The sequence below is a fragment of the Pseudogracilibacillus auburnensis genome, from assembly GCF_003201975.1.
Classification (GTDB): domain Bacteria; phylum Bacillota; class Bacilli; order Bacillales; family Amphibacillaceae; genus Pseudogracilibacillus; species Pseudogracilibacillus auburnensis.
This window is the reverse complement of record NZ_QJJQ01000001.1, coordinates 143,588-165,923: the sequence shown is the minus strand read 5'-3', so window position 1 is coordinate 165,923 and position 22,336 is coordinate 143,588. Positions and strand designations below refer to the sequence as shown.

21 protein-coding genes and 1 riboswitch are annotated in these 22,336 nt (G+C 36.0%); of the genes, 2 read left to right on the top strand and 19 right to left on the bottom strand.

All coding sequences use genetic code 11. From position 1 onward, the window contains the following. Nucleotides 1-4: 4 nt before the first annotated feature. Both DFR56_RS00720 and DFR56_RS00715 read right to left on the bottom strand, forming a co-directional pair. Nucleotides 5-568 carry a TetR/AcrR family transcriptional regulator gene (locus DFR56_RS00720; protein ID WP_244916411.1) on the bottom strand — a complete coding sequence of 188 codons (564 nt, stop codon included), beginning with the start codon at nucleotides 566-568 and terminating at the stop codon, nucleotides 5-7. Between the two features lie 446 nt (nucleotides 569-1,014). Continuing rightward, a complete protein-coding gene (locus DFR56_RS00715; protein ID WP_110393511.1) occupies nucleotides 1,015-1,881 on the bottom strand; it encodes an amidohydrolase family protein in 867 nt (288 codons plus the stop codon). A 248-nt stretch (nucleotides 1,882-2,129) separates the two neighbouring features. Between DFR56_RS00715 and DFR56_RS00710 the strand changes: the two genes are divergently transcribed. Together DFR56_RS00710 and DFR56_RS00705 are read left to right on the top strand one after the other, a co-directional pair. After that, nucleotides 2,130-2,720 (top strand): hypothetical protein, encoded by a 591-nt coding sequence (locus tag DFR56_RS00710; RefSeq protein WP_110393510.1) that lies wholly within the window; start codon nucleotides 2,130-2,132, stop codon nucleotides 2,718-2,720. A gap of 70 nt (nucleotides 2,721-2,790) precedes the next feature. Next, on the top strand, nucleotides 2,791-4,086 hold the full coding sequence (locus DFR56_RS00705) for an acetamidase/formamidase family protein (RefSeq protein WP_110393509.1): 1,296 nt from the start codon (nucleotides 2,791-2,793) through the stop codon (nucleotides 4,084-4,086). A gap of 342 nt (nucleotides 4,087-4,428) precedes the next feature. On the opposite strand, the gene DFR56_RS00700 is transcribed toward DFR56_RS00705, so the two are convergent. The 17 genes from DFR56_RS00700 to lpdA form a co-directional block, all read right to left on the bottom strand. Continuing rightward, entirely contained in the window at nucleotides 4,429-6,123 is a 1,695-nt protein-coding gene (locus tag DFR56_RS00700; RefSeq protein WP_110393508.1) for a methyl-accepting chemotaxis protein, read from the bottom strand. Between the two features lie 477 nt (nucleotides 6,124-6,600). Further along, nucleotides 6,601-7,596, bottom strand: a complete 996-nt coding sequence (locus tag DFR56_RS00695; protein WP_110393507.1) for an LLM class flavin-dependent oxidoreductase — start codon at nucleotides 7,594-7,596, stop codon at nucleotides 6,601-6,603. 200 nt (nucleotides 7,597-7,796) lie between these two features. Beyond that, nucleotides 7,797-8,561, bottom strand: a complete 765-nt coding sequence (locus tag DFR56_RS00690) for a 3-oxoacyl-ACP reductase (protein ID WP_110393506.1) — start codon at nucleotides 8,559-8,561, stop codon at nucleotides 7,797-7,799. 67 nt (nucleotides 8,562-8,628) lie between these two features. Beyond that, a riboswitch (TPP riboswitch) is annotated at nucleotides 8,629-8,728 on the bottom strand. Between the two features lie 514 nt (nucleotides 8,729-9,242). Continuing rightward, complete coding sequence (ptsP, locus tag DFR56_RS00685; RefSeq protein ID WP_110393505.1) at nucleotides 9,243-10,958, bottom strand: phosphoenolpyruvate--protein phosphotransferase; 1,716 nt, start codon at nucleotides 10,956-10,958, stop codon at nucleotides 9,243-9,245. Continuing rightward, complete coding sequence (locus DFR56_RS00680) at nucleotides 10,958-11,224, bottom strand: phosphocarrier protein HPr (RefSeq protein ID WP_110393504.1); 267 nt, start codon at nucleotides 11,222-11,224, stop codon at nucleotides 10,958-10,960. Before DFR56_RS00680 ends, ptsP begins: the two co-directional genes overlap by 1 nt. Nucleotides 11,225-11,491: 267 nt before the next feature. Further along, nucleotides 11,492-11,764 carry a PTS sugar transporter subunit IIB gene (locus tag DFR56_RS00675; protein ID WP_110393503.1) on the bottom strand — a complete coding sequence of 91 codons (273 nt, stop codon included), beginning with the start codon at nucleotides 11,762-11,764 and terminating at the stop codon, nucleotides 11,492-11,494. A gap of 15 nt (nucleotides 11,765-11,779) precedes the next feature. Then, complete coding sequence (locus tag DFR56_RS00670; RefSeq protein WP_110393502.1) at nucleotides 11,780-12,529, bottom strand: SDR family NAD(P)-dependent oxidoreductase; 750 nt, start codon at nucleotides 12,527-12,529, stop codon at nucleotides 11,780-11,782. 35 nt (nucleotides 12,530-12,564) lie between these two features. Continuing rightward, complete coding sequence (locus tag DFR56_RS00665) at nucleotides 12,565-13,317, bottom strand: SDR family NAD(P)-dependent oxidoreductase (RefSeq protein ID WP_110393501.1); 753 nt, start codon at nucleotides 13,315-13,317, stop codon at nucleotides 12,565-12,567. Nucleotide 13,318: 1 nt separating this feature from the next. Further along, nucleotides 13,319-14,353 (bottom strand): alcohol dehydrogenase catalytic domain-containing protein, encoded by a 1,035-nt coding sequence (locus tag DFR56_RS00660; protein WP_110393500.1) that lies wholly within the window; start codon nucleotides 14,351-14,353, stop codon nucleotides 13,319-13,321. Between the two features lie 229 nt (nucleotides 14,354-14,582). Further along, nucleotides 14,583-15,020 carry a hypothetical protein gene (locus DFR56_RS00655; RefSeq protein ID WP_110393499.1) on the bottom strand — a complete coding sequence of 146 codons (438 nt, stop codon included), beginning with the start codon at nucleotides 15,018-15,020 and terminating at the stop codon, nucleotides 14,583-14,585. A 72-nt stretch (nucleotides 15,021-15,092) separates the two neighbouring features. After that, the gene (locus DFR56_RS00650) at nucleotides 15,093-15,377 is read right to left on the bottom strand and encodes a PTS sugar transporter subunit IIB (protein ID WP_110393498.1); all 285 of its coding nucleotides are present in this window, start codon (nucleotides 15,375-15,377) and stop codon (nucleotides 15,093-15,095) included. 15 nt (nucleotides 15,378-15,392) lie between these two features. Beyond that, entirely contained in the window at nucleotides 15,393-16,769 is a 1,377-nt protein-coding gene (locus DFR56_RS00645; protein ID WP_110393497.1) for a PTS galactitol transporter subunit IIC, read from the bottom strand. A 52-nt stretch (nucleotides 16,770-16,821) separates the two neighbouring features. After that, the gene (locus DFR56_RS00640; RefSeq protein ID WP_110393496.1) at nucleotides 16,822-17,295 is read right to left on the bottom strand and encodes a PTS sugar transporter subunit IIA; all 474 of its coding nucleotides are present in this window, start codon (nucleotides 17,293-17,295) and stop codon (nucleotides 16,822-16,824) included. Nucleotides 17,296-17,593: 298 nt separating this feature from the next. Then, nucleotides 17,594-18,541: a sugar-binding transcriptional regulator gene (locus DFR56_RS00635; protein ID WP_110393495.1), complete on the bottom strand. Its 948-nt coding sequence runs from the start codon at nucleotides 18,539-18,541 to the stop codon at nucleotides 17,594-17,596. Nucleotides 18,542-18,874: 333 nt separating this feature from the next. After that, complete coding sequence (locus DFR56_RS00630) at nucleotides 18,875-19,273, bottom strand: VOC family protein (protein ID WP_110393494.1); 399 nt, start codon at nucleotides 19,271-19,273, stop codon at nucleotides 18,875-18,877. A gap of 459 nt (nucleotides 19,274-19,732) precedes the next feature. Next, nucleotides 19,733-20,509 carry a Cof-type HAD-IIB family hydrolase gene (locus DFR56_RS00625; RefSeq protein WP_110393493.1) on the bottom strand — a complete coding sequence of 259 codons (777 nt, stop codon included), beginning with the start codon at nucleotides 20,507-20,509 and terminating at the stop codon, nucleotides 19,733-19,735. Between the two features lie 41 nt (nucleotides 20,510-20,550). Continuing rightward, nucleotides 20,551-21,927, bottom strand: coding sequence for a dihydrolipoyl dehydrogenase (gene lpdA, locus DFR56_RS00620; protein ID WP_110393492.1), 1,377 nt, complete (start codon nucleotides 21,925-21,927; stop codon nucleotides 20,551-20,553). Nucleotides 21,928-22,336: the final 409 nt, after the last annotated feature.

The following is a 22,336-nucleotide window of genomic DNA, read 5'->3' as shown; positions in this document are numbered from 1 at the left end:
TTCTTTATGAATACACGCCTTCCATATAGATCGTTGTTATTGCATTCGCTATCTCGTTCGCCTTAAATTGTTCTGACAGTGTATATTCCCAAATAAATCCCCAAATCATATGCATTAATGCTCTTGCATTTAATAAATCATCTTTCGAAGCGGTCAATCCGTTTTCACGATTGTATTTTAGATCTTCGGCAATCCGGTAAATAAATCTTTCTTTCAATTGATGAAGCGTATGATACACAATTTCTGATTTTCCTTTCGCCTCCCAAACTACTTGCATGATCCGTCTATTTTTATCTACAATCTCAAAAGAACTCATCATTTGTCCATAAATAATTTCTTTATTTTGTTGTACCGTTTGCACTTGAAATTCCTGATCAAGCACTTGATAAAATTCTTCCATCACAAACGTAAAAATCTTCAGTAGCACATCATCTTTTCCTTTTCTAAAATGAAAATATACTGTTCCGTAAGCAACACCTGCTTCTCTACTAATCTGGCTAACAGTCGTTTCTACGTATCCTTTGTCCATAAAAATATCGAAAGCAGAGTTAATTATTTTCTCCTTCACACTATTCAATGTCAGCATCCTCCAATTAAGTTATATAGCATGAATTATAAGCAGATTAATAGTTTTATAAGAGGTTGTTCAAAAAGTCAGGTAAAAATGATACTTCGCATTTCTTTGGCAGTGAAGAAAGTATAAATCCTTTCTTACTCTGTAAGCGGAATTTTTAGTTCTCGCAATCATTGGCTTGCCTTTTCGCTACTCACGTATTAAAATGCATACGCTCCATTGCCGGAGGCCACGCCGCCTTGAACTGCGACGCACAATGTTGTCGATGGGACGAGCATTTAGCACAGTCCCAAGACGTGCTAGTGTCGGCTTTGCTGCATGTTTATTATGCCGAACGTAGGCACAACGTTTTTCGCTGGGACGAGTTATTTAACGGAGTCCCAGGACGCCAGCAATCTTGGCCGATCTCGATCCTTTTTATCCTCCTTTCTGAACACGCATTATAATTCAATTGTTAATAATGAACACGCATTTTTATGTAACCATTTTTCTTGTACGTCTTGCTTCAATGGAAACCCCTTTATTTCATCGATTGATCGCTTAATGGGAAGCAATGGCCAACCACTTGCAAACAACATTTTATCTTGAATAACCGTATTCCCATAATGAACAATCTCTTGCCAACCCGTATTCGGCATATTCATATATTTGGGCCGCATAGCCGCTGTTTGAATATAGACATTTGGATGTCTCCATGCAACTCCTATCAGCTCATTCACCCAAGGCCATCCCGGCGTCATTGCAATCAGTTTAAGTTCAGGAAAATCGACTGCGACTGTATCAATATATTGCGGATGACCATAATCCATCTTCCGTTCAGTTGAAAAATTGATCGAACAATGCAATGAAATCGGAATCCCAAGTTCCACACATTTCGCATAGATCGGATACATTTTGCGGTCATCTGGATACATGTTGTATTCAAAAGGTTCAATTGCTACACCAACAAGTCCTAGGTCTTTCACCGCTCTTTCTATTTCCCGAACCGCATCCATCCCTTTTAATGGATCAACCCCAGCAAATCCGACAAATCGATCTGGATATTTATTTACAATCTCTGACACTACATCATTCGCTATCTTCCTACCATGTAATGTTTCATTATCTTTTCCGCTTATGACAGCTAGGTGTACTTCCGCACTATTTAAGTGGTCGAAAAATTCCTCTATCGGTGCATGAAGAAAATGATTCACCTCATTAAATCGATCCGCATACAAATGTGCATACCCTTTTAAATAATCGGGTGGATCATAAAAATCGTCCATAAATGAACGGTGTGGTGGGCGCACACTAAAATCAATAACCATTGTCAACCTCCAATTTATGTAATCATCACAATATTATACGTGAACTGACACCGTGTCAACGCTTACTTTTCGACAATTTTCACTATTCTATCTTTCGTTGTAGGGACTTATCACTATACATTACAACATTTTGTCCGAGCGTAATGTGATTTTATCCCGCATTAAAGAATATTCAGAATATACGCTTGACTTTTGAATAAATAGGGTAAAATAGTAATAAACATATAGAGGGGGCGAGGCATATAGATATGTCAACAGCAATTACCTTTTTAACAATCGGATTATTCTGTTTTACTTTCGTTTTCTGGCTAAAAAAAAGCGAGAACAAACATAAATATGAAAGAGCGAAATTGGTTGAAATGTTTATTAAACAAAAAAAGATTCATGTAGATAACATTTTCATTGGCTTCTATTTTGATCTAGTAAATGATGCGAAAGGGCGAAATATTTGGTTTTTTTACTTACGACGAAATACCCTTCAATATAAAAATATCCCTTATGATGATCTATTTCAAATTGAGTATAAACTAGATGGTCAAACGATACATTCTATTGCAAGGATGGGAAAGTTAAAACGTGATCTTGTCGTTGTAAATGATACAAGTACAACGGGCGAGGTAATGGAAAATACAAATATAGTAGTAGATGAAAACTACAGAGTAAAAGAAATAACATTAACAATTTTAATTGATGAGTTAACCCCATCTACAATGGACTTTGTCTTTGTTTCATCGCACTTTCCTGTAGAATTAAAAAATGTAAAAGATCAAGATGCAAAAGAATGGTTTCAATTACTGACGGATATTATACAGGAGGAAGATCGTCGGTTAAAAAATTAACTGCTATTTGGAAATAATAATATCAAAATTACATATAACTAATTCCATATGGATAAGGAGCTGAACTAAAATGAACGCGAAACAAACTGTCTTCGTCGATCAATATACAGATGGAATTCTTGATCCAAACAAAGAGATGGAATATGTCGTAAAAGACGGGGGACATATCGTCGCCAATACGACCCCCGGCTGTTGGGGGCCAATGATTACTCCTGCCTTAAAGGGTGGACATGAAGTTACGAAACCCGTTTTTGTAGAGGGAGCTGAGATAGGCGATGCAATTATGATCTATATAAAGTCGATTGAAATTACCTCTTTTGCAACAGCATCTGGGAATGATAAGCCGGTTGATGGTCGTTTTAATGGAGATCCTTTTGTTGCCGCCATCTGTCCTGTTTGTCATACAATCAATCCTGAAACAGTCATAAAAGGGATTGGAAATACAGCAATCCATTGTAAAAATTGCGATTCTGATATTACCCCATTTAATTTTACCCATGCGTATACGATCGCCTTTGATGACAAAAAATCGGTTGGATTAACCTTAAATAAAAACGCTGCTGAACAAGTTGCTGGTGACGGAAGAAAATTTATGTGTACACCTGAAAATTCAATCCAAAATCCAATTGTAACTTTTGCGCCAAATGATATGCCGGGAACAATGGCACGAATTAGAGCATTTTTAGGACAGCTTGGAACAACACCAGCAAGAGCATTACCTGACTCACATAATGCGGGCGACTTTGGTCAGTTTTTAATTGATGCCCCACACGATTATGGAATAACGGAAGAACAACTCGAAGACCGGACAGATGGTCATATGGATATAAATCGTGTACGTGCGGGAGCTGTATTAATTTGCCCCGTAAAAGTAAAAGGTGGTGGAGTCTATCTCGGTGATATGCACGCGATGCAAGGCGATGGGGAGATTGCTGGACATACGGCAGACGTCGCTGGAATCGTCAGCCTGCAAGTTCGTGTCTTAAAAAATATGCAACTGGATGGTCCGATTTTGTTACCTGTGGAGGAAGATCTACCGTATTTAGCAAAGCCGTTTACAGAACAAGAAAAGATCTGTGCAAACCAATTAGCCAAACAGTGGAAGATGGATGAAATAGAAGACTTATGCCCCATTTCATTTATCGGAACAGGTGCCAATTTAAATGATGCAACGACAAATGGAATGGAAAGAGCAGCAAACTTTTTCGATATTACCATTCCTGAAGTAATGAATCGCTCAACGATAAATGGCGCTATCGAAATTGGCCGGCACCCGGGTGTTGTAACTGTTACTTTTTTAGCACCAGAATCATACCTAGATAATAAAGGGTTACTTGATATAGTGAAAGAACAGTATTTGTTATAAATGCTCTTTATAATGAATGTGTAAGAGGCCGGGACAAAAGTGTTTTCACCAAAGAAAAACCCGAACAATGGTAGCTGCATATAACCCGCTCCGGAAATATACTTCGCTTTCCGCGGGCAACGCCTCAACTAATTTCAAACGTTTTATTCAAAACGTTTGAAATGGATTTTCGGCTGTTGCTCTTCCCGCAGGAGTCTACGTATATTTCCTCCGCTAAGGTAATGCATTGTTTGTCTTTAGATTTGGTTATTTTAGTTATGTCCCAGCTTCCTTTGTTTTGTTGTCTTACATACATTTGATGAAATCTCATATAACAACGACGATTTAGTGCTAATCGACTAGTTAAATTTTAAATTGAAGTACTAATTCGTTTAATTCCTCGGCTAATCTTGCAAGATCATTTGCACTAGATGTAACTTCTTGCATGGCACTGCTTGCTTGTTCAGAAGATGCTGATGTTTCTTCTACTCCTGCAGCAGATTCCTCTGTAATTGCTGCAACCTCCTGGATTGAACTACTCATTCCTTGACTATCAGTTAAGATATCCCTTAGATTTGCAGACACAATGCTAATTTTGTTTGCCATTTCGGTAACTGCTGAACTAATCTGATTAAACGTTTCACCTGTTGTAATAATTTGAGTTGTCCCTTGTTCTACCTCTTTATATCCTTCTTGTAAGGAGGATGTAACAAAATTTGATTCACTTTGTATATCATTCACGATTGTTGTAATATTTGAAACAGAGTCCGAAGATTGTTCTGCGAGCTTTCTTACCTCATCGGCAACAACTGCAAACCCTTGGCCCTGCTCCCCTGCACGTGCCGCTTCAATAGCAGCATTTAATGCTAAAAGATTTGTTTGGTCGGCAATATCTTGAATTACTGAAACTAATGATGATATTTTTTGGGAATGTGTATCTAACCCTTCTACTTTTTGAACAGCATCGTGTACGATTTGATTTATTTTGGCCATTTGTTCCGTTGACCTTTCCATTAATTTGTGACCTTTATTCGTCATGTTTAAAACTTCATTCGATGACTGTTGAATTTGTTCACCATTTTCATTTGCTTCCTCCACTTTTGACACAAATGCTCCCATGACATTTGATAAGTCCCCAGCATTGTTTGCTTGAGTTTCTGAACCTTTTGCTAATTCTTCCATCGTAATGGTAATTTGTTCTGTCCCAGCCATCACTTCACTTGCTGATTGCGTTAACTCTTCACTTTGACTACTTACTGTGTGGGATACTCCGTTCATTTGTTCTAATAAAGTATGTGTATTATTTGTCATTTCATTTGTTGCTTCTACTAGTTGACCTATTTCGTCCTTTAAATTCGTTTGCAGTGGCTTCCCACTAAGATCACCACTTGCAATTGATACCATTCGGTTCATGACTGCTTTTAATGGCTTTGAAATGGAATTGGACGTAACGAATGCAATGATCATGCTAAAGACAAGAACGAGAACAGTTACAGCCACCACTATGGTTAAAGCAAACTTCCCACTTGATAGATTTACATTTTGATTGTTAATAATAACACTTTCCCTATCCTCTGCTAACTTTTGATAACCGAACATCAATTCTCGCGCATCTTCATTTGTTTTGATAAGATTTTGTAAAGCTAACTCTTTTTTCCCATTATCATATTCGGTAAACACATCTTCTATCATCATTTCAATCCATTCGTCTGTCTTTGTCATTAGTGCATTAAATTCTTCATTAGCACCTATGGCTTGCACTTCTTTTTCAAAATGTGCACCTTGCTCTAAACCTTCATTAAAAAGTTCACGATAACTAGGATCACCTGATAAAACATATCCTCGTGAAGTAGCAAGCAATTCTGCCATTATTTTGGCAAGTTGTTCATTAGCAATTAACAATGGTAGATCTTCATCTAAGACTTTTTCGGTAGAATCATTCATTTTATGTAATGTTACGTAATTATAAATCCCATAGATAACAATGAATAAAACAACCACCATAAAACCGACGATCATTTTCGTTTTAATACTTCTAAAATTTAGTAGACTCTTCATTTCTATCCCTCTTTTTTATTGGAACTATTTTTCCGTTTTAGATTTTTTGACTGCTCTATCTCCTTTTTTATAGGAATTTTTTACTGACGCCTCCCTACTTATAAAAATCACAGTAAAAAAAGACATTCTAATAAAAATAGAATACCTTTTTGTGCTTTACATAAAATCTATACGCTTTTCATCCATATTTAAGCGCAATAGATATGATTTTCTCTTTTTACTTTATAGTCTTTTAGAACTAGGCACTAAGTAATTATACACTAATCCTTTCATAATGAACAAAGATTTAACACGTTTGAACATCTCATGACTAAAGTCACGAGATTCTTGGGAACAGAACATATTTGAGAGTGGTGGCATACACTACCCACAGTGGTTTCTCTTATACACCAAGCTATCTCCGTAGTTCCTACGGTTCTTGATTATTTCTTTTTTACGTTAGGGATAATTTCCTTTTGAAAAAAGCTTATCCTTTCATCAATTTTTAAATTGTTCTGCTAATAGTCGATATGATATGAACTTTGCTTCTTCATCATATGTAATCGTCACGATCATTATTTCGTTAGCTTCATATTGGGTATTTAAAGCAATAATTTTTTCTTTTACTTGGATGGGATTTCCAATGATCATTTTTTTCTTCAGTTGATCTATTTTTTCTTTTTCCTTTGTTGTGAACGAATAGTTTTTCACAGTATCACGGGATGGTATCTTGTGTGGTCCTGTCACTTTTTCTTGTAAAACTTTCCAAAGTAACACACTTTCCGCCAGTTTTTCTGCCTTCTCAGTAGTTTCAGCACAAATCACATGCATAGCGACAATGACTCGTCCATGCGAATCATGAAACTTGCGAAAATTTTTCCGATACAATTTAACGACTTCTGGACCTTGTGCATTTGTCATAAAGTGACCGAAAGCATAATCTAATCCTTTTTCCGCAGCTAAAACTGCACTTTTTTCACTCGTTCCTAACAACCAAGTTTGAAGTGGGATAGGTGGAACAGGTGTCGGCTTTATTTTTCCATATGGATGATCTTTCGGGAAATTATGTGTAAAAAAGTTATTTAATTCATCAATTTGTTGTGGATATTCTCTCACTTGCTTCAAATAATTATCAGAAAGTGCCATTGAAACCTCAGCAGATCCGCCGGGGGCCCTACCAATACCTAAATCGATTCGTCCTGGAAACAGTGTTGCAAGCAAATGATATGTTTCTGCTACACGAAATGGTTTGTAATATGGTAGGAGTACAGCACCAGCACCAATTCTAATTGTATTCGTTTGTGCCCCAATGACACCAAGCATTACGTCAGGATTTGGGCAAGCAAGTCCAAACAAATCATGATGTTCTGCAATCCAGTATCGATGATAGCCAAGTTCTTCTCCAAGCTGAGCAAGCTTAACAGAAGACTGTAATGCTTCTTGTGCTGTTTTCCCTGCCGAAATTGGCGCTTGATCAAGTATGCTTAATTTCATAAAATATCACCTCTCCACAAAGTATATAATGAAAGTATCATCCTTTAAACGAAAAACGTTTTTGTTTGGGTCGGCTTATAGGCGATAAGTATAATAAGGAACTAAATTGTATATACACGTATATTTTTAATTAAATATAAAAACTCACTATCTGTAATTTGTTTACAGATAGCGAGGTAAAAGAAAAAGATGCAAAACCTTTATTTCATTACTAAGCCACCGTCAACAATTAAGTTTTGCCCCGTTACTGCACGACTCCATGGTGAAGCAAAAAATAAAATCGCATTAGCGACATCTTCTGGTGTTGTCACTTTTTGAAGGGGTGTCCCTTCTTCGATTATATTGAAAACTTCATCTGGAGTTGCAGCACTCGCATCCGTTTTACGGAGTAAACCACCAGAAACCATATTTACACCAATTCCATCTGCTCCTAATTCTTTCGCCATGGAACGAGTCAATCCTATGAGGGCGGCCTTTCCGGTATTATAATCATGGTAAGGAACAACTGGATTTTGCACGAGGTTTGTTCCGATATTAATAATTCTTCCAAACTGCTGTTTCACCATATCGTTCCTCCCGGCTTGTAGTGTATGTAAAGCAGCTTTTACACTTCCATCTAATTGTGTTTGGAACTCGTCCCATCCAATGGTATCTAGTTTATTTCTTTCATCGCCATTGAACGTAAAGTCAATTAGCGCATTATTTACAATCGTGGAAATCGGCTGACCAAAATGATCTTTCGCATGTTGAAACATATTATTTACTTCAGTTTGGTTACGAACGTCCGCTTTTAGAGCAATTGCTTGATCATTCCCTATTTGCTCGACAACTTCTTCGGCCTTTTCTTTACTTGAAAAATAATTCACGACCACTTTTGCACCTACCTGCCCAAATGCTTTCGCTATTGCCGCACCAAGTCCCCTACTCGATCCTGTTACTAATACAACCTGTTCGTTCATTTCCATGTTGAAACAACTCCTTTTCTATACTAAAAAAGATCACTAGGACAGTGATCTTGTTGATAAAAAAGAGTCATCAACTAAGTCACTTCCCTACGTCAGTGTTACCTGCATCAGGTTCAAAGGGTCAGAGTATCCTCTTCTCAGCTACAAGAGCTCCCCTAGTGATCAAATTATATGGTTGTCTTCAGTCTATCATACTTTGTAAAAAAGCAATATTATAATGAAATAAAAGGACAAGTACTCTACCAGCTAAAAATTTCGACGTCCTAGGAACCGCGATCTTCATCACCGTCAATGATGATCAATTGTCCATTCAACTAAAAACACGCGTCGTGGAACTTGCGATTACTCGTTTGTACTTGCATGTCCTTTGTGTAACGATGTACAAGTAGCACCTAAAACGTAAGATGGGTAAACTTTACCAGCCAAAGTATTCGCACAACGTATTACAAGATATATTTTATATATCTTCCTATGAAGGAGCATCTACCTTGTATTTCGTCATTGGAAAAAAATCGATCAAGTTCACTTGGAAATAGCTCTTGGAAGTAGCTTGAAATTTGCTACAAGCTTGAGCCCATTTACGCTAAACGACTATCTCGTAACTGTTCCAACGTGACATTGCCAAGTGAAAAGTTAAATCAAATATAATCCATACAAAAAAAGGAGGAACTCTCCCCCTTTTTATACAGTAATTTGCGTCAAAAATTTATTCACTTGTTTCATTAACTCTTCTTGTGTTTTCATTTTTGTTACTTCTAAAGCAAGTATTTCTAAATCTTCTTTGACGTGATTTATTAAGGAAAAACGTGACCCCAAGATGGATGGTGCATTCATTGATAATTCTTCCACACCAAGACCAACTAATACTGCTTGGGCGACATCATCGCTTGCAAGCTCCCCACAGACGCTTACCTTTTTCCCATATTTTTTAGCTGCTTGAGCTACTTTTGCGATCATCGTGAATATAGCAGGGTTATGTGATTGATATAAATAGGATACATTTTCATTCATTCTATCACAAGCGAATGTATATTGTGTTAGATCATTTGTTCCAATACTAAAGAAATCAGCTATTTGAGCAAATTGCTCCATTAACATAATGACAGACGGAGTTTCTACCATAATGCCAACATCAATATTGTCGCTAACGGAAATTCCTTCTACCACTAGCTTTTGTTTTTCCGCTAGTAACATATTTTTAGCCATGATAAATTCCTCAATCGTCGAGATCATCGGAAACATAATTTTTAATGTTCCATAGACACTTGCCCGAAGTAAGGCGCGTAGTTGAGTTGCAAATAATTCTTTTTCCTTTAATGTATATCGAATGGCTCGTAAACCAAGAAAAGGATTCTCTTCTTTCGGTAGCTGTAAATAAGATAATTCCTTATCTCCACCAATATCAAGTGTACGCACCGTTACTGGGCGGTCCCCCATTTGTTCGAGCACTGTTTTGTACGCTTCAAATTGCTCTTCTTCTGTCGGGGCCTGATGACTTTCCATATATAAAAATTCCGTCCGATAAAGCCCAATTCCTTCTGCACCATTTTCCAGCGCTTGCTTTACATCTGAGGGAGATCCTATATTAGCATTTAATTTTACTGTATGACCATCTTTTAGTTCAGTAGGAAGGTCTATATATTGTTTTAACGTTTCCTTATGTTGTTTATCTTCATCTCTTCTTTTTTCGTATGATTTGACTGTTTCAGAATCCGGATTGATATAAACTTCTCCTTGTTCCCCATCAATAATGACTAAATCATTTTCTCCAATATGCTCACTCGCTAATGAAGTACCAACAACTGCCGGAATGCCCATCGTTCTAGCCATAATAGCTGAGTGAGACGTTTTTCCGCCAATATCTGTTACAAATCCTTTTACATAACGAATATCAAGTTGAGCAGTTTCCGATGGTGTTAAATCTTTAGCAACGATAATCACTTCGTCTTTAATTAAACTAAGATCTGGTAACCATTTATTTAATAAATGAGCCATAATTCGTTTCATTATATCTTTTATATCTGCCGCTCTTTCTTTTAAGTATTCATCATCTAATGCTTCAAACATATCGATATAAGTTGTCATTACTTCGTCTAAAGCGGCTTCCGCATTGCTCTTCTCATCTTTTATCTTTGTCTCTATTGCAGAAATTAACTCAGGATCTTCTAATAAAAGGAGATGTGCATCAAAAATCTTCGCTTCCTCTACAGATACCTTTTTCTGAATGGAAGATAAATCAACTTTTGATTGATTAATTGCCCCATGAAATCTTTTTAACTCTTTTTCCTCATCGTCAATCTCTCGCTTCTCAAATGACAAGTCTGGACTCTTTAGCAAATAGGGACTTGCAATTGCTATCCCTCTTGAAGCGGAAATACCTTTTATTTTGTTTCTCATTATTCTGCTATTCCTTCGTCTTTAAGAATCGTCGCTAGTGCTGTCAGACCCTCTTTTTCATCTTCTCCGTTTACAGTAATACTAAATGATGCACCATGAGGGATTCCAAGTGCCATTACACCCATAATGGACTTTAAGTTTACTGTTTTATCATGATAAACAAGGTTAATATCTGCCTGAAATTCACTCGCTTTTTTCACTAAAATAGTCGCTGGGCGCGCATGTAACCCTTCTTCTGTAATTACTGTAAATGTTTGTTCTGTCATTATTCATATCCTCCTTAAAAAACTCGGCATTCGCTAAAGAAAACATGCCCCTTAAATAGGGGTATGCCGACGTTAGGCGCAAAGCTTGTTCTTAGTCGGCCTTCCCTGAAATAGCCGTCAGGCGATGTCAGGGATGATGCCCGCGCTTATGTAAATAAGTGATTAATTTATTTACCAAGTCTTTACAGCGAATGCTTTAGTTGCTCTTATGTAGTAGATAAGAAAGGATTTATACTTTCTTATCTACTAAAAAATCTGTCAAACATATTAAAGATGGCTAATAATATCATCAATTACTTGATCTACTCCAATTGTCGTCATAAATGCAATACCATCAATAATTGGTATATGCGTCTCTAATTTATTCGGTCCTAATAAGACAATAACATCAGGATTGATCTCGTCTAACTTTACTTCATATATGTTTTTAGCTACGACATCTACTTCGACGTTTTTATCTGCACACATCTTTTTAATTGTTTCGGCAACACTGTTCATTTTATTTACACTTGTTCCTGTTGCTACTAAAACTTTTTTCATCTTGTTCTCTCCTTCTTATGATGATAAATAGGTTCTTCCCCCATCAAGAAGCAATACTTGTCCTTGGACATATTTTGCTTTTTCACTAATGAGAAAATTTATCGCGTTTGTTGTATCTTCTAGCGTACCAAATTTTTTCACTGGTATTTTTTCTAATAATGCTTTTTTGCTTTCTTCTGTTGGATATAATTTCTTGAGCATATCCGTTTCAATTACCCGTGGAGCAACTAAATTAATAGTAAGCCCTTGATGACTATATTTTTTTGCAATTGCACGCATCAACCCGAAAGCTCCACCTTTAGAAGTTGCATAATGAAGTCCACCGCCTGATCCAGTAATAGCAGATCCAGAGCCGATAATAACAATATTTCCAGCTTTTTTTTCAAGCATATAAGGTGTTACTGCTTTAAGTGAATAAAATAACCCTGTTAAATTGATATCAATTGTTTTTTGCCATTGTTCAAAGGTTAAATCATCCCAAGCAGTCTGATTTGTAATACCAGCTGAATGGACAAGCACATCAATTTGACCAAATTTGTCCATTATTTTATCCACTACAGCTTTCGTATTTTCCCAATTTGTTACATTATGAGGGAAAAACATTGCTTGATCTTTTTCACCATTTACCTCTTTTAAAAGTTCTAGACCAGCATCTTCATTCAAGTCTGTAAATGCAACTTTGTCACCTTTTTTTATCCGGTTCCGTACAAATTCCTTTCCAATCCCAGCGGCACCGCCAACAACCAAAATAGTTTTTCCTGACATGAACTCTTCACTCCGATTAATGTAGGGATCGTTTTTTATGAATATGTCTTTCCTCCATCGACTAATAAAACCTGTCCATTTATATAAGTTGCTAGTGAGGAAGATAAAAACATAATAATATTTGTTATATCACTTAACGTAGCTTGACTTTTAATAGGAACAGTTCCTCCATTTACGCTGCTCGCCTTTTCGTCACGTAATGTTTGAAATGAGTCGAAACTAACACCGTTTGCTCTAATTTGCGCACCCAATGCCCTTGATAAACCTTTATTAAAAGATTCAAGCGCACTTTTACAAGCAGCGTAAGAGACTTCTCCATTACCACCATGGATAGCATGAGGAGAAGTTAAATGAATAATGACAGCTTGTGAACTTGCCTCTAAAAACGTTGTATAACTTTTTAAAACGATAAATGGAATATGCAAATTAACAAATAGCCCGTCATTCCACTCAAGTGGTGTAATGTCTAATAAATCTTTTTCCACTTTATGTTCTAGATTATTGATAAAGACATCGATTTTTTCTATTTCGCCATCCATTAAATGACGAAGTTCTTCCTCTACATTGCTACTTTGAAAATCGATCATTCCTAGCTTTTTATTCTGCGTAGAGGACAATTTAAACATTTCGTACCTTGTAAAACTTTCTTCAGAACGATTAAAATAATAAACCTTTGCGCCTGCTTCATCATAAAGTTTCATCAGAGTTTCGCCAATTTGATCTAACCCATTTAATAGTAGTACGACTTTATTGTTAAAACATTGTTGAGGTTGAAAGTAATTTCCCATCTTAATTTCCTTTCGGTTCAATCATTACTTTAAGTACTTCCTTCTCCGTATCATGAGCAAGTTGTATCGCTTCTTTCAACTCGGAAAGTGGAAAACGATGTGTAACCATCTTATCTACTTGGATTACTCCTTTTTTCAATAATTCTAACGCAGGCTTATAATCATATGGTGTGGAAGAATAAGAGCCAACAATGGAAACTTCATCTTCAAAAAAACGGTGAGCGGGAATAGTAATTGGTTCTTTCTTAAAGGGAGCAAAGACTAATATTGTTCCTCCTCTGGATACACATTCCATCGCCTGCTCTAATAGAAATCCAATACCTGATGAAATAATAACGATATCTACTCCTCGACCGTTCGTTATTTCGTTCACTCTTTCTTTCACATTTTCTTTATCTGCCTTAATGACATGGTCTGCACCAAGTTCTAGCGCTTTATCTAATCGATATGGATTTATATCGCTGACGATTACTTGATCGGCAAACAAATGTTTAGCAATTTGCGTTTGTAAAATACCAATTTGTCCTGCCCCCATAATGAGTACATTGTCACCTTGATAATAATGAATTAAATCAAAACCGTGTAGACAACAAGCGATTGGTTCAACCATTGCTCCCTCTTCAAAACTAATATCGTCTGGTATTAGTCCCATCGTATGTTTTACATGAAGTTCTGGAACACGAATATATTCCGAAAAACCACCTGGATCAATGTTTGTAGCAGTAAATTGGGGGCAAAGCGAATAATGTCCTCTTCGGCAATGCTTACATGAAAAACAAGGAACATGATGAGCAAGATATACTCTATCCCCAACTTGATAATCAGAAACTTCTGCCCCTACTTCAACAATGGTTCCTGCTACCTCATGACCAAGAACAATTGGAGTAGGAACAGACTTGCTAATAGCTTTATGAATATCTGTCCCACATAAACCGCATGACTCCATTTTTAAAAGTACTTCTTTTGAACCGATCGTTAATTCACCGATATCTTCATATTTAAAATTATCCACATCATAATAAACTGCTTTTTTCATCTGAATTCACCCTACCTTTTTATTAGTTCTTTATATTCTTCTTGGTGAAGTTTTAGGGGTTGTTCAAAAAATCCGGTAAAAATGACACTTCGCATTTCTTTGTTGGCTTGGTTTTCCGCTACTCACGTATTAAAATACATACGCTACGTTCCTTGGAAAAGAAGACCACTTTTCCGGCGTGCTAAAACATTTGCTCAAAGCTACACCGCCTCGAACTGCTCGATCCTTTTTATCCTCCTTTTTGAACACGCAATTTTAGGGATTTTTCATATAAAATATTGATTAACTCTACATAACCATTCATGTTACTTGAAATCCAGTACCTTCCTCTTAAAAAAGTCGGATTACCAACCCGCACATACATTTTTCCAATATAATGGTAATTTTTAAGTTTAAGGGAGCGAACTTCATTCCAGTTAAAAACATGGGACATTCCAATCGCAGAAAATATGATCTTCTCATCTGTTACTTCGACTTTACTAGGATTACTTAATCCAAGCACCCCAAAAAATAACAATATCGGCACTACAGTAAATATGAGCTTATACAATGGTGTCAAACCTTCATTTACTGTTCCAGTTATTGCCCAAATAATAAGTCCAACCATCACAAAAATCGGTACCAATATATTCATTAAATAATTAGTGACAGGATATTTATATATCAATGTAATCATATCCTTTCTAAAAAACTACATAAGCTGACAAAAATGAGTTACTCATCTTTGTCAGCTATAAAATCATTCTAGTCCGAGTACATCCATAATTTTTTCAATGTCTGCATCGACTCCAATTCCTGATAGGAAAGAGACTGTTTGGATAACAGGTGTATCGCCAACATTTCCAATTGGAGTTGTTGTTACAATTAAATCAAAATTCGACGCTTTTGCTGGTGCTTCCGAAGCTTTACATTGATCAATATAGACATTATGACCTTTTCCTTTTAGCACCTCTTCAATTTTTTTAGCTACAACTGTCGATGTTGCAATTGCTGTACCACATGCAACTAAAATTCTTTTTGACATCATTTCCACCCCATTTTATTTTTTGAATTGATCTTCAATACCCATTTCTTTCGCATACTGTTTTTTAATATCATTTCTAACCCAGAACCATAATAATGCATAAATGATAGCAACCCCAATCGCAACATAGAATAATGGATTAGTCGGATCAAGCAAATTAATAAAGATAAAGACTAAAATATGTGATCCTACATCAATCCCAGAGATTAAGTTTGCCCCTTCTGGAATAGCAAATCCGACAGTTTGTCCCATTGTTGTCGTTAATTCAGCAAGGTTTGTCGCAATAAATAAAACAATCATGACAGTAATAATCGCATTAATTAAACCACGAATAATATTACCTCTTGAAGCGGCAACAGCCCAAATCACTGTAAACGGTAGAACTGCTAAGTCTGCAAAAGGAAGCATTTGGTTCCAAGGAAGAATTACTGCTAAAAGAATTGTAATTGGTACCATTAATAACGCAACCGCCATGTTAGCAGGGTTTCCAATCACAACTGCTGCATCCAGACCGATGAAAATATCTTTTCCCGGAAATCTTTTTGTTACATATTCTCTCGTACCTTCAGAGATCGGAATAAGTCCTTCCATTAATAGTGCAACCATTCTTGGTAGTAAAATCAGGACAGCTGCCATTTGAACTCCCATTGTTAGAATTCCCTTTAAATCATACTGTCCGAGAATACCGATAATAATCCCAAGAACGAGCCCCATAACAAGTGGTTCTCCAAAAACCCCAAAACGTTTACTTAACGTTTCTGGATCTGCATGAAGTTTATTAAAGCCAGGAATTTTATCTTCCACTTTATTTAAAGCGTACGTAATTGGTGCAAAGTTAACTGTTTCTGAGTGAGCTAATGAAACACCTTTTAACCCAAAATGGTGCTCTACCGCTGGTGCTGTCCAATCTGCTAATTTTAATGTAATCGCCGTAATAACGAGACCAATTAATATAGCTAAAATAGCATTATCAGTTGCAATATACACAATCGAAGTTGAGAAAATTAAATGCCAAAAATTCCAAATATCAACGTTAATTGTTTTCGTAAAGTTAATTGCAACTAACACTAAGTTCAATATAACAATCAACGGAATCATAATCGGTGCAAGTGTTGTTCCAAAAGAAATCGCTGCTCCTACAGGCCAACCAACATCCAATATAGATAAATTCAAATTAAATCTTTCAACCATTGCTGTAGCAGCTGGTCCAAGTGCATCCATAAGTAATCCAATAACTAAATTAATACCGACAAAACCTATACCAATGGTAATACCAGCACGAAATGATTTATTAAAGCCTTGTTTCAATAATAAACCAAAAATGATCATGACGATAGGGAGCATTACAGCAGGACCAAGATCCAAAATAAAGTCTACGACATCCTTAATCATTACTTTTCCCACCTTTTTTCAGATTATGAACAACCATTTTTCTAACGAATAATTAATCCACATTTTCTTCACTATATTGTTTAATAATTGCAAGTACTTCAGATTCATCTTTACAATTAGAAAGTTTATTCAACACTTCTTTATTTTGAATCATACCGATGATTATTTGTAATATCCCTAGTTGATTATCTGGCTTTTGGATCGCTAACATAAATACAACTTTAACTTCTACTTCCGTATCTTCCATGCCCATATGATTAAATGTAACGGGTTCATTTAATATCGCTACACTGATTGCCTCTTTGTTGACGTGTACAGAATCTGTATGAGGAATAGCTACTCCAAGTTCTTCAGCTTTCAATCCAGTAGGATACTCAACTTCCCTCTTTTTTATTGCGTCTAAGTAGCTTTCTTTCACATATCCATGTTCGGTCAAACGATTACACATTAACTCAAAAAGTTCATCTTTTGTTTTAACATCTGCAAATAAGACTAACTTCTCATGAAAAAAACTTTGAAAATTCATCCCTATCCCCCCTCGCTTATCTAGTCTCCAAATTTCGTTTTATATTTACTTATTATGCATAGAGATACTAAAAAAAATCATTTTATTACATATGTTTCGGTATGTTACCTTTGTAATAATGATAACGCTTCCCCATAAAGTTGTCAATATTTATTTGTTGGTTTCAATCATTTTTCACTACTTTTTATCTATTCATTCTCCTATACATAACGCTTTTTACATATTTTACAATTTCAAGCATAAAAAAAGACTTTAGCTCTTTGCAATAAAAGCTAAAGTTACATTAGGATCAATTAAATTATTCGAATTTATCAAGCATGGAAGCTGTTTTTTGATCCGTGATCAAAACATCAATAAATTTACCTTTGAGTGCAGCCCGTAAACTATCTACCTTGTTTACCCCTGAAACGACAGCTACTACTTTGTTAATTTGTTTTAAACTATTTAACGAAATACCGATTACTTGTTTGTCCAAAATATCAGTTAATGGACTCCCACTTTCATCAAAAAAACGAAAACCTAAATCACCGACTACCCCTTTTTCTCTCATTAAATCTTTCTCTTCATTTTGAATATATCCAAGCGTCTCTAATGTAGAGTTATGATAAGGATTACCGATTCCTATTAATGCCATATCTACATTTTTACATTCATTAAGAACTAATTCGATATCTTCCATACCAATTAATCGTTCATACAACTCTTTTGATTCAACGATTGCCGGCGCATATAAGTACGTACACGTTCCGCCCATCCGGTTCGATAGCTCATATGCTAATTGATTTGCATGAATATCAACTTTTTTTGTCCCCATCCCACCTTCAAGCGGGACAATCTTAACATTTTCACGCATTTCAAACGGATATTCTTTTACTAATGCCGTTAACGTTTCTCCCCACGAAATACCTAAACTTTTTATTTCTTTCATATTTTTAGATAAATAGTTTGCTCCCGCTTTTGCGACTGCATGCGTTGTCATTTCAACTGATTGATCCGAACTTGGTACAATTAAGACGTCATTTAAATTGTATTTTTCTTCCAATTTTTCTTCTAACTTGACTGTATGAAATGTTTTATCATTAATAAATACTTTGATAATGCCGATTTGTTTTGCTTTTTGTAAAGCTTTCGAAATGACAGGTCTCGATACAGAAAACTTTTTAGCTATTTGTTCTTGAGTCCAGTTATCGTTATAGTACATATTAGCTATTTTCACGAGGTGTCTTCTTTCTTCCCAATTAGTCATTTGTTTACTCCTTTTTAACTTTTTACACTATAATTCTATTCAGTCTTTTCATTATAACATGTTACACCAATGTATTTTGTCCATGCTGACATTTATTTTTAATCATGTTAAAAAACTTGTTTTATTGTCGAGCCTTTAATAGAGAGAATAAAGTTGCACGTATGCGAGTCAAGAATTTCTTATCTGTTCACTCCTAATAAATGATCAAACCCTAAATTAAAAAAGTAAAATGAAAAGACATAACATATTTTATGACTAATATGTTACGTCCTTATGTGTTCAACTAATGCACGTGGTTGGTTTTATTATTGGTATTAACAGGGATTAGTAAGGTCATTTAGGTAGATTTACTTGCCACGAAACTCCAAAGCGATCATTAACCCATCCAAACTTTTTACTGAAACCATAATTGTCTAAAGGCATAAGCGCTTGTCCATCTTCGTTGAGTTTTTGATAAACATGGTCAAGTTCTTCCTCCGTAGTACAAGTAACAAATATGGAGAACGAAGGTGTGAAGGAAAACTGATGTTTTACATTACTATCAATGCACATAAATTCTTGACCTTTTAAGGTGAAAGTAGCCTGCATCACTGTTCCTTCTTCCCCAGCTTCGTTAGGTCCATATCGAACAACTTCTGTAATTCGGGAATCCTCAATAAGAGATGTGTAAAAATTCATAGCTTCTTCAGCTTTGCCATCTTGAAACATTAAAAATGGTAGGACCTTTTCCATTTTAACACCACTCCTTTTAGTATCTATTCTCTAAATTATAAACTAATATGACAGATCGTTCAGTAACATCAACAAACATGCGTCAATCTTTTTTGAATCAACACCCCTATATGAAGCAAAATTGCTTAACGAAAGGCGACGACTTCTACGGAAATAGCATGGAAGGGAACACAGGCTAAGTGTGCCATGTCCTGGGACTGTACTTCGTTCGCCCCCATCGAAAAGTGTTTGCGATGACAGTTGCTTGTACTATATAGACTCAGGAAAGCGTTCTCCTGTAGCGGAATGCAACGATTTTAATAGTTTATATTGTTCAAATTCATCCTTGATGAAATTAACTCTTCTAAAGAATCATTCTAATATGGATTAAAAAAGAGGAAATATGCTCACATTTTGAACATGATATCCTCTGTTTGTATCGTCTATTTAAAAAATGAGCGATGTGTTGTATCTACCGTTTTATTCAATTAAACCTAAATGTTTGAGTCCGTAGTAGATGCCATCTTCCTTTAGAGGTTTCGTTACAAAATCAGCTCTATCTTTCGCTTCTTGAATCGCGTCACCCATTGCTATTCCATAACCGACATATTGTAACATTTCTAAATCATTTAAATGATCACCAAAAGCAGCCGCATTTTTCGGGTCAATTTGTACATGGTGTAAAAAAGATTTTACCCCAATTGATTTGTTCATATTATAACTATTTATATCGACTGCGTATGGATGCCAACGAGTAAACTTTATTTCTGGGTGGCTTTCTTCATATACCTTTTGTTCTTCTGGCAAACAATATAAATATGCTTGGTAGATTGGCTTATCTTTCCAAATGGTTGGTTGAAAAGAAGGTTGCTTTTCTTTTAAACGTTCAAATGTCGTTGCAATTCGTTTATCTTGCTCAACGCTGGCATAACATCCTTCATCATTCAAATAAACAATCGGATGATCCTTCATTTTGATATCATCCATTAATTTTGTTAATGTTTCCAAGTTTAATTGATGGTTAAAAATGGTTTCCCCTTGATGGAATCCAAATGCACCGTTAAAACATATATATGAATCAATTTGAAACATTTTTTGCACATCAACAATATGTCTCGGTGACCTTCCTGTCGAAAATACAACTTGTATTCCCTTTTCCTTTAATTGTTCAATCGCTTGTAATGTTTTTTTTGCTGTCTTCTTGTTTTCATCAATTAATGTTCCATCAATATCAAAGAAAACAATTTCGATCGACATTTCTACACCCCACTGTTTTATATTTTATGAAAAGAATTATTTTATCTATAATGGATTCCTTTATTTAAATAGGCACTTGCCGCTTCAAACATTGCTTCTGAGACAGTCGGATGTGGAAAGACCATATTTTCCATTTCTTCTACTGTTCCTTCAAGATGCATAAAAGCTGTTGCTTGACTAATCATTTCGGTTACATGTGCTCCGACCATCACAACACCGAGAATTTCATTGTATTTTTCATCTGCAATCACTTTCATAAATCCTTTATTTTCATTCGCCGCAATTGCTTTCCCATTTGCGGCTAAATCAACTTTTTTCACTTTCACTCGATAACCTGCTTCTTGTGCTTCTACTTCAGAAAGACCGACACTTGCGATCTCTGGGAACGTATAGACACAGCGAGGAATAAGTGCTTCTTTTTTATTACTTTCACCAGCAATATGTTGGACAGCACGGATTCCTTCATTACTTGCAGCATGAGCAAGTTGATATCCTCCGATGACATCACCAATTGCATAAATGCCTGTAACAGAGGTTTCTAACTTGTGATTCACTTTTACAAATGGACCATCAAATGCGACGGATAGTGCCTCCAATCCAGTTATGTTTGGTCTTCTTCCAACACACATTAAGACAGCATCTGTTTGGAGTGTAAACTCTTCTTCACCCTGTTCCATCCGAATCACTTTTTGATTATCTGCTTGCTCGAACTCAGTAACTTTCGTATTCGTATGAAAAATCACCCCACTTGTTTCTAACTGTTTTTGTAAAAACGTAGAAGCCTCGACATCTTCCATCGGTAAAATCCGTTCCGCCATTTCAACTATTTCTACCTTAGTTCCAAAGGCTTGAAAGACACACGCAATCTCAAGGCCAATAACACCACCACCGACGATGACAAGATGATTCGGTACTTCTTTTATATCAAAAATCGTATCACTTGTATAATAATCAATCGCTTCTAATCCATTAATAGGTGGGACAAATACTTGAGATCCGGTTGCTAAGATAATGTTTTTTGCAGAAATTGTTTCTTGTTTCTCACCTGTTTTAATGGTCACTTTTTTATCATCTGTTACATGGCCGAAACCTTCGTATAATGTAATTTTATTTTGTCGTAATAAACTTTGAATACCGCTTTTTAATTGACGAATGACAGTATTTTTTCTTTCAATTATTTTTGGAAGATCAAATGAGTAATGTTCGATTTCAATCGACAGTTCACTACTTTTATTAATTTGTTCCAAAGCATCTGCATGTTTTAATAATGTTTTCGATGGGATACACCCACGATTTAAACAAGTTCCGCCTAATGCATCCCCTTCTACTAAAGCGACAGATAAGCCTAATTTCGCAGCACGAATTGCTGCTACATAACCACCCGGGCCACCACCAACAATAGCAATATCATATTTCATTTTCATTCCTCCAATAAATAAAGTTAAAAGGGTGGGACATATACTCTAAAAACGAAACAATTTCAAGATAGAGATCGACTGGACATAAATATTTAGTTACAATAAACTGCGCAGTAACTTAGTATAATTTTCATCTACAAACCTAGTCACGGCAACATTGATTTGCGCTTCGGACAGTCGCTTTCCGCGGGCAACCCTCAACTTCCTCGGAAGCAAAGTGCGCTTCCTGCGGGATTTTCGGTTGTTGCTTTTCCCGCAGGAGTCGACTGTCCTACGCTCCAATCAACTGTACGTTAGGTTAGGTAAATATAAATGATAATAATTTCAAACATAAATTACCTTAATGATTCAACCTCACCTGAGCGAAGGAAATACACTCCGCTTTCACCACAGGGCATAAGAGTGAACA

Excerpts from the sequence above, each read along its gene's own strand:
- DFR56_RS00715 (WP_110393511.1), bottom strand. The coding sequence starts at position 1,881 with ATGGTTATTGATTTTAGTGTGCGCCCACCACACCGTTCATTTATGGAC.
- DFR56_RS00635 (WP_110393495.1), bottom strand. The coding sequence starts at position 18,541 with ATGACTAATTGGGAAGAAAGAAGACACCTCGTGAAAATAGCTAATATG.
- ptsP (WP_110393505.1), bottom strand. The coding sequence starts at position 10,958 with ATGAGAAACAAAATAAAAGGTATTTCCGCTTCAAGAGGGATAGCAATT.
- DFR56_RS00700 (WP_110393508.1), bottom strand. The coding sequence starts at position 6,123 with ATGAAGAGTCTACTAAATTTTAGAAGTATTAAAACGAAAATGATCGTC.
- lpdA (WP_110393492.1), bottom strand. The coding sequence starts at position 21,927 with ATGAAATATGATATTGCTATTGTTGGTGGTGGCCCGGGTGGTTATGTA.
- DFR56_RS00640 (WP_110393496.1), bottom strand. The coding sequence starts at position 17,295 with ATGAATTTTCAAAGTTTTTTTCATGAGAAGTTAGTCTTATTTGCAGAT.
- DFR56_RS00670 (WP_110393502.1), bottom strand. The coding sequence starts at position 12,529 with ATGTCAGGAAAAACTATTTTGGTTGTTGGCGGTGCCGCTGGGATTGGA.
- DFR56_RS00695 (WP_110393507.1), bottom strand. The coding sequence starts at position 7,596 with ATGAAATTAAGCATACTTGATCAAGCGCCAATTTCGGCAGGGAAAACA.
- DFR56_RS00680 (WP_110393504.1), bottom strand. The coding sequence starts at position 11,224 with ATGACAGAACAAACATTTACAGTAATTACAGAAGAAGGGTTACATGCG.
- DFR56_RS00645 (WP_110393497.1), bottom strand. The coding sequence starts at position 16,769 with ATGATTAAGGATGTCGTAGACTTTATTTTGGATCTTGGTCCTGCTGTA.
- DFR56_RS00660 (WP_110393500.1), bottom strand. The coding sequence starts at position 14,353 with ATGAAAAAAGCAGTTTATTATGATGTGGATAATTTTAAATATGAAGAT.
- DFR56_RS00625 (WP_110393493.1), bottom strand. The coding sequence starts at position 20,509 with ATGTCGATCGAAATTGTTTTCTTTGATATTGATGGAACATTAATTGAT.
- DFR56_RS00650 (WP_110393498.1), bottom strand. The coding sequence starts at position 15,377 with ATGTCAAAAAGAATTTTAGTTGCATGTGGTACAGCAATTGCAACATCG.
- DFR56_RS00630 (WP_110393494.1), bottom strand. The coding sequence starts at position 19,273 with ATGGAAAAGGTCCTACCATTTTTAATGTTTCAAGATGGCAAAGCTGAA.
- DFR56_RS00675 (WP_110393503.1), bottom strand. The coding sequence starts at position 11,764 with ATGAAAAAAGTTTTAGTAGCAACAGGAACAAGTGTAAATAAAATGAAC.
- DFR56_RS00710 (WP_110393510.1), top strand. The coding sequence starts at position 2,130 with ATGTCAACAGCAATTACCTTTTTAACAATCGGATTATTCTGTTTTACT.
- DFR56_RS00705 (WP_110393509.1), top strand. The coding sequence starts at position 2,791 with ATGAACGCGAAACAAACTGTCTTCGTCGATCAATATACAGATGGAATT.
- DFR56_RS00690 (WP_110393506.1), bottom strand. The coding sequence starts at position 8,561 with ATGGAAATGAACGAACAGGTTGTATTAGTAACAGGATCGAGTAGGGGA.
- DFR56_RS00665 (WP_110393501.1), bottom strand. The coding sequence starts at position 13,317 with ATGGGAAATTACTTTCAACCTCAACAATGTTTTAACAATAAAGTCGTA.